Origin of the sequence: Rickettsia endosymbiont of Culicoides newsteadi, from assembly GCF_002259525.1 — a bacterium.
In the GTDB taxonomy this organism is placed as follows: Bacteria; Pseudomonadota; Alphaproteobacteria; order Rickettsiales; family Rickettsiaceae; genus Tisiphia.
Genome location: NZ_MWZE01000070.1, coordinates 1 through 6,314 on the forward strand (window position 1 = coordinate 1; position 6,314 = coordinate 6,314).

The following is a 6,314-nucleotide window of genomic DNA, read 5'->3' on the forward strand; positions in this document are numbered from 1 at the left end:
TTAATCATATATTTAAATAACCTAAATGCCATCATTTTATCAACAGTACTTTGATGTTCCAATAGCAAAAAAATATAGCCATCCTGATCATTAAACTTAACAGAAAATAATACATCTGAAATAGTTTCAGAAAGGTCTGGCTCAATAAAACTATCTTTTTCTAATTTTACAGTTGTGCTATCGATTAAAGCCAGTACATCTTTAGGCAAATGAGTTGCCAAAAACTCTTTAGCAACTATAGGATTCTCCATAGATTTGCGAAAGATTTCGTCATGTTTTGGCTTGTCTGAAGTCATAATAACTTAAATTATAGAGCTTCTTTGATAAAATTTTAAAGAAATTTCGTTGCTGAATTTTCAGTAATTTCTGATTTACTATCAAGTTCACTACTTAAAGACCTTATACTATTTTTAAATTGCTTAAATTGTGCCAATTGCTTGCCGCTAAGTTCTATACCAGGGGTAGATTTAACATTCATAGGGTTTACGTTCTTACCACTTATTTTAACTTCATAATGTAAATGTGCTCCAGTAGTCCTACCAGTACTACCGACATATGCAATTACTTGCCCTTGTTTAACTATACTTCCTGGTTTAAGGTTTTTAGCAAAATTAGAAGCGTGGGCATAAGCAGTTGATAAATTCTGACTATGTTTAATTTGTATGAATTTCCCGTAACCAGATTTCCAGCCTATCTCAGTTATCACCCCATTACCTGCCGCATAAATTGGCGTACCAGTTGGAGCTGCAAAATCAACTCCTTTATGCATTTTGGTATAACCTAAAGTAGGATGATGTCTATTACCATAATGTGAGGAAACTCTAACTAATTTGATAGGGGTTCTAAGCAAACTTCTTTTAACACTTTTACCATCTTCGGAAAAGAAATCATGATTATTTGCTGTATTATTTGGAGAATATCGAAAAATATTATACTCCTTACCGGATAAATTAAGTGATACATATAGAACCTTACCATGATGGGAAAATTTACCATCTTTGGTAACAAATTTCTCAGTGATAACAGTTACCGTGTCACCATTTTTAATTTGACGTTGAAAATCAATTTGATAACTATACGAATTAATCATTTCACTTATACTATTACTTGATAACCCTAAAGATTTTAAAGCTGACATAAAGTTTGAATTAATAACTACCGACGATTTGGTTAGGAGCTTATTGAAAACTTTGGTTACGTCTTTCGCAAGAAGGTCTTCACCTTCTCTAATAATTTCTAGAGATTTGATTTTATCATACGCTATAGTTAGTTTTTTCAATGTACGTGACTCGGAAGCAAGGTCTTGATCATCTTGTTCGATAAGTTTTGTTTCATAATCAAAAACCAGTTGTTGCCCTATCTTTAAAGATGATTCAATATTTTTGTCTCTTGCTATTTTTATAATTTGGGTTATTTCTTTACTTGGAATTTGTTGATGCAAAAGTATTGCTTTTAATGTATCACCTTTTTTGACTGTAACAATTTGGGATATTTCATCCGATAGTTCTTTTAAGGGGTCGACTATTTCTGGTTCCGCTATGGTAATTGACATAGTATCATTAACGAATTTATTGATCGATGAAGATACAAAAGTAGCAAAGCCCATAAAAATAAATATAGACAAGTACGAAAAACCAGTCCTAAATTTAGATTTAATTTGTGGATTGGTTAATATAAGTTGGATAATAGCTTGCATTAAGTCTTACTCAAATGTATTAGGTTCTTAGGTGATTCAGGAAAAATTTATCCATAATCTGGTTTGGGATGGATAGTTTCCTTCAAATTCCTCAACATAAGTGACTTCTAAAAGAAGTCTTGATATAGCCAACTTCTCATCAATTGACTCTAATTATATATTAGTTACTCTACCAATATGGAGTATAGAAAAATAAATTACAATAAAAAAATGTAAATTTTTACATATACAATTTTATTACAAGGTAGTATAACTACCACTCCAATATAACTCAAAGAATTATTATTTCCGAATGCTACAAAAATTGATGAAACGTCTTATATTTACTAGTATAATCGGTTTTTTATGTGTTCTCTCTCCTTATGGACAAGCTGAAGACGTCGTTCAAGATGTAGAATTCTTCGATACTACCGATGAAGATAGTAACGAGTTAGAAATTAAAGCCTTAGAAATTAAAGACCGTCAAGTTAACGACAATAATTTATCCAATATACCAAATAATGCTGAAAATTCAGAATTAAAAATTTGCCAGCAGGGCAAAATTATTGCTTTAAATAAAATTACCGCAACATCAAAGGAAATGTTATTAAAGCTTAATGAACCACAATATTTTGGTAACATTCAAATTAAATTGCATAAATGTATAAAAAATCTTGATCCTTACAATGGAGATAATTACATGCTATTAACCATTACAGAACATAAGATTGATGAAGACCCTATGTTAATTTTTCAAGGATGGCTTATCTCATCAAGCATTTCAGTTTCCACCTTTGAGCATCCAATTTATGAAATTTTTGCTAAAGATTGTTTATAAGGATATTTAAGAATGATACAATCCATGATTTACGTGTTAGTAATGTTATTTCCAGCAGTTGGATTAATTTCCGGTTTCTCTGCAGCAGTAATAGTTCCTATTTGGTTATTAACTATATTAACCATTTTAAGAGGTAAAATTTTTGTTAATTTGCAATATGCTGCTGTTAAAAAAACTTTGCTATCCAATTGGAAATTGGAATTACTATTTTGTCTTTGGTGTCTTGTAACAAATTTTTATTCACATAACTATCCTGCCTCTTTAGTTAATTATCTACAAGTTTCTTTAGTTGTTCTAATAGGGTTTATCGTAAATAGCAATATTGACAAATTACCGATCAATGCAACCAAAATAAAAATATATTTTATTATAGGAATAGTGGCAGCAATTGCTCTATTCTTTATAGAATATCTATCTCATGGTATTATAACAAAAACCTTTCGTACTATTTTTCAGCCAAATTCTTCCGGTCAGTTCTTTTTATTCCTTCTTGATCGGGGCTGTTCTTTATTGTCAGTTCTTTCCTGGTTACTCATTGCTATACTGATACTATATCATAAATATCTATTGGCACTAATATATTATCTGTTAATTTTTTATTTATTATTTATCTCAGATAGTTTGGCAAGCTTTTTAGCATTTACCGTAGGTGGGTTAGTATTTTTAACAAATAGGCTGTTAGCAACCAAAGCATTGCAATCTATTTTTTTGAAATTATTTACCTTGGCTATGCTCACCGGTTCGATAATGATGCCGATAATTAGCTATAAAATACAACCATATTATGCATTAGAGAACTATGCTAAATTTCTACCTGATACTGCTAAGCATCGGGTGTTTATTTGGCACTTTGTTGCCAAGCAAATTATCAAGAAGCCAATTTTGGGTTATGGGTTTGCTTCGTCAAGAAATTTTAAAGTTGATAAAGAACAAATGGTTAGCTATCATCAATGGACTTGGTCACCATTACCTCTACACCCACATAATAATATAATGCAAATTTTATTTGAAACGGGCTTAATAGGTTTGATACTATTTTTATCTTTAATTTATAAATATATTCAAAAAATTAGTAATATAAGCTTAGTGCAGTCCTCTAAATATGATAAGATGAATTTAGCAAGTAAGGAAATAGATATAGATACGTTAAATTATAAGTCTGTTGCCTATGCTTGCTTTATAAATTATTATATAATAGGTATGATCTCATTTAATATTTGGCAAGTATGGTGGGTTTGCAGTGCCTTTGGGGCGATTATTTTGCTTAAATTACTATTGCGTCGATCAGTGACAAATATAGTCAATTGATGAGAATTAGGTAGTAGGAGCGATGACAGCCATTGTCAAATATTTTATTTCGACTATTAGTGCTAAGTTGTTTATGTGATATATGTAGTATATAATAAATATAAAATAGTAATAAAATGTAAAAATGCCAGAACTCCCTGAGGTTGAAGCATTAAAACGTTGCCTAGAACAACGAATAATAGGGGCTACCATTAATAAGCTGGATAAAAGGCGGGATAATATACGTTATAGACTGAGCGAGCAGTTAGAGTCAGATGTAAAATCAGCAAAAATTATCGCCCTAAGGCGTAGGGCAAAATATTTGCTAATTGATCTAGATAATTATTACTCGATTATTGTCCATCTTGGTATGACTGGCAGGTTAACACTACAACTTAGCGATTATCAGCTACAAAAGCATGATCATATTATTCTCTTTTTGGGGAGTTGTAAAAAATTAGTTTTTAATGATTCACGACGTTTCGGTATGATTTATACCGGGCAAACAAAGCTCCTTGAAGAAACATTTCTAGCAAATTTAGGCGTAGAACCTTTGTCAGAGGATATGTCGTATGAGTATCTAGAAATGAAATTGCTGAATCGCTCTGTTCCGATAAAAAACCTGCTAATGGATAATAGGATTATTGTCGGTGTTGGGAATATATATGCCTCTGAAAGTCTTTTTGTGGCTAGAATACATCCAGGTAGACTGGGTAGTAGTTTATCAAATAATGAAATAAGTAATTTGTTGTTAGCCGTCAAACATGTTTTAACAAAAGCCATATCAGCAGGCGGGACAACTCTCAAGGATTTTGTTAGCGGTGATAGTAAACCTGGTTATTTCCAACAAGAATTACAGGTCTATGCCCGAGAAAATCAGAAATGTTTGAACTGCCAGGGAATAATAAGGAAAATAAAGCAATCCGGTAGGGCTAGTTTTTATTGTGCCACTTGCCAAAAATAAGCTTCTTCACAATGACGAGATATATATGATCTGTAAATGCCATGCGTAAGGTGAGTAAATAAATAAAAATTCTATCCTTGAAATCTACTTAGTTACTTAGTATACTTAGTACAATTAGTTGGATTTTATAAAATAAAAAGAGAGGGTTATGGCTAGGATAACGATTGAAGATTGCATTGGGAAAATTCATGATAGGTTTGAGTTGGTAGCTCTATCGTCTCAAAGAGCAAATGATATAAATTCTGGCAGTAAGATGACTATTAATAACGTTAAAGGTGATAAGGCAACTGTGCTGGCATTACGTGAAATAGCGGCTGGTTATGTAACAGTTTGTTCTTTAAAATCTCAGTTACTAAAACGCCTTCGAACAAAAAATAGAGTCGATCCTATTGATGAAGAAAATCCCGATGCTTCTCTTGATGCTGTTGCAGAAGATTTTGACTATTTACCAAGTGGTGCAGATATCAGTATTACTGAAGATTATTCTGATTTAGATGATCAAGTATTTGATGATAATATCAGTGATAATGAACAAAAATGATTCTTGGCATTGGTACAGATATAGTACAAATTCCAAGAATAGAGAGGATATTAAACCTATATGGTCAACGTTTTATAGATAAAATTCTTTCTAAAAAGGAAGTACAAAAGCTAAGTTCTCTAAGTAAAGATCAACATGGTTGTTTCTTGGCAAGAAGGTTTGCAGCAAAAGAAGCAATTAGCAAAGCCCTTGGCGTTGGGATTGGCAGAAATTTACAATTTAAAAATATCTCTGTATTAAATGATGATTTAGGAAAGCCATTTGTATCGATTTATCATCATGAAAATCAGAGCAAATTTGGACAAAATTCTGGACAAATTAAAATTCATTTGTCTATTTCAGATGATTACCCAACTTCCGTAGCGTTTGCAATCGCTACATCTTAGGTATATAGAGGTCTGGAAGTTGTTTTAATTAAATAAAAATACTAAAAAAGGGGGTATCATGCCAAAAATTATAGAGCTAGTAGCATTAATAGCAATAAGTATCTTTGCCGGTGGTTGTATTGTGATTGGTTTAGTATTAGTACCATTTTGGCAAAGTATGAATCCTACCGATTTTTTGTCATATTTTTCCAGTTGGTCTTTTACAATTGGTGCTACAATGTTAACTATTGGACTAATAGCTCAATGCTCTGTAATATTGGCATTAATGCAAAATAAAATTGGCAAGAGACGTAACTTATGGTGTACATCTGCAGTATCGCTAGGTATGACATTTGTGTTATTTTTTGTATATTTTGTCAAAGCAAATGCAGGATTTGCTCATAGTACAATTGATCCTTTGCAAGTAGTTTATGAATTAAAACTATGGGAATTGATGCATTGGCTACGCGTAGGACTTATTTTGCTTTCAACCTTATTAGCTATTATAGCATTAGTTGATAAAAGTGAATAAAAGCAATAATAATTAGGTAGCAGGAGTGATGGAGTGCATAAGCGTCAGTTTAAGAAAATAAAGTAGAAAAGTCGTCATTGCGAGACCACGCAAGTAGGTCGTGGCAATCCAT

General features: G+C 31.8%; 8 protein-coding genes. 6 read left to right on the plus strand and 2 right to left on the minus strand.

Going from position 1 to position 6,314, the window contains the following annotated elements:
• Positions 1 to 296 (minus strand): Rpn family recombination-promoting nuclease/putative transposase (locus tag RiCNE_RS05190; protein ID WP_133062949.1); only part of this gene is annotated, 296 nt, incomplete at its 3' end.
• A 35-nt stretch (positions 297 to 331) separates the two neighbouring features.
• Entirely contained in the window at positions 332 to 1,696 is a 1,365-nt protein-coding gene (locus RiCNE_RS05195; protein WP_094649539.1) for a M23 family metallopeptidase, read from the minus strand.
• Between the two features lie 292 nt (positions 1,697 to 1,988).
• Between RiCNE_RS05195 and RiCNE_RS05200 the strand changes: the two genes are divergently transcribed.
• From RiCNE_RS05200 to RiCNE_RS05225, 6 genes are all read left to right on the plus strand, one after another.
• Positions 1,989 to 2,513, plus strand: coding sequence for a DUF2155 domain-containing protein (locus RiCNE_RS05200; protein ID WP_239832714.1), 525 nt, complete (start codon positions 1,989 to 1,991; stop codon positions 2,511 to 2,513).
• A 12-nt stretch (positions 2,514 to 2,525) separates the two neighbouring features.
• Complete coding sequence (locus RiCNE_RS05205) at positions 2,526 to 3,821, plus strand: O-antigen ligase family protein (RefSeq protein ID WP_094649540.1); 1,296 nt, start codon at positions 2,526 to 2,528, stop codon at positions 3,819 to 3,821.
• Between the two features lie 124 nt (positions 3,822 to 3,945).
• Positions 3,946 to 4,764, plus strand: coding sequence for a bifunctional DNA-formamidopyrimidine glycosylase/DNA-(apurinic or apyrimidinic site) lyase (gene mutM / locus RiCNE_RS05210; RefSeq protein ID WP_094649541.1), 819 nt, complete (start codon positions 3,946 to 3,948; stop codon positions 4,762 to 4,764).
• Between the two features lie 148 nt (positions 4,765 to 4,912).
• Entirely contained in the window at positions 4,913 to 5,305 is a 393-nt protein-coding gene (gene rpoZ, locus RiCNE_RS05215) for a DNA-directed RNA polymerase subunit omega (RefSeq protein WP_094649542.1), read from the plus strand.
• Positions 5,302 to 5,691 (plus strand): holo-ACP synthase, encoded by a 390-nt coding sequence (acpS, locus tag RiCNE_RS05220; protein WP_094649543.1) that lies wholly within the window; start codon positions 5,302 to 5,304, stop codon positions 5,689 to 5,691. The genes rpoZ and acpS overlap by 4 nt, the downstream gene beginning before the upstream one ends.
• 58 nt (positions 5,692 to 5,749) lie before the next feature.
• On the plus strand, positions 5,750 to 6,202 hold the full coding sequence (locus RiCNE_RS05225; protein WP_094649544.1) for a DUF1772 domain-containing protein: 453 nt from the start codon (positions 5,750 to 5,752) through the stop codon (positions 6,200 to 6,202).
• Positions 6,203 to 6,314 lie beyond the last annotated feature (112 nt).

What these genes read in the sequence shown, in the direction of transcription:
- RiCNE_RS05195 (WP_094649539.1), bottom strand. Translation starts at nt 1,696, where the DNA reads ATGCAAGCTATTATCCAACTTATATTAACCAATCCACAAATTAAATCT.
- RiCNE_RS05200 (WP_239832714.1), top strand. Translation starts at nt 1,989, where the DNA reads ATGCTACAAAAATTGATGAAACGTCTTATATTTACTAGTATAATCGGT.
- RiCNE_RS05205 (WP_094649540.1), top strand. Translation starts at nt 2,526, where the DNA reads ATGATACAATCCATGATTTACGTGTTAGTAATGTTATTTCCAGCAGTT.
- mutM (WP_094649541.1), top strand. Translation starts at nt 3,946, where the DNA reads ATGCCAGAACTCCCTGAGGTTGAAGCATTAAAACGTTGCCTAGAACAA.
- rpoZ (WP_094649542.1), top strand. Translation starts at nt 4,913, where the DNA reads ATGGCTAGGATAACGATTGAAGATTGCATTGGGAAAATTCATGATAGG.
- acpS (WP_094649543.1), top strand. Translation starts at nt 5,302, where the DNA reads ATGATTCTTGGCATTGGTACAGATATAGTACAAATTCCAAGAATAGAG.
- RiCNE_RS05225 (WP_094649544.1), top strand. Translation starts at nt 5,750, where the DNA reads ATGCCAAAAATTATAGAGCTAGTAGCATTAATAGCAATAAGTATCTTT.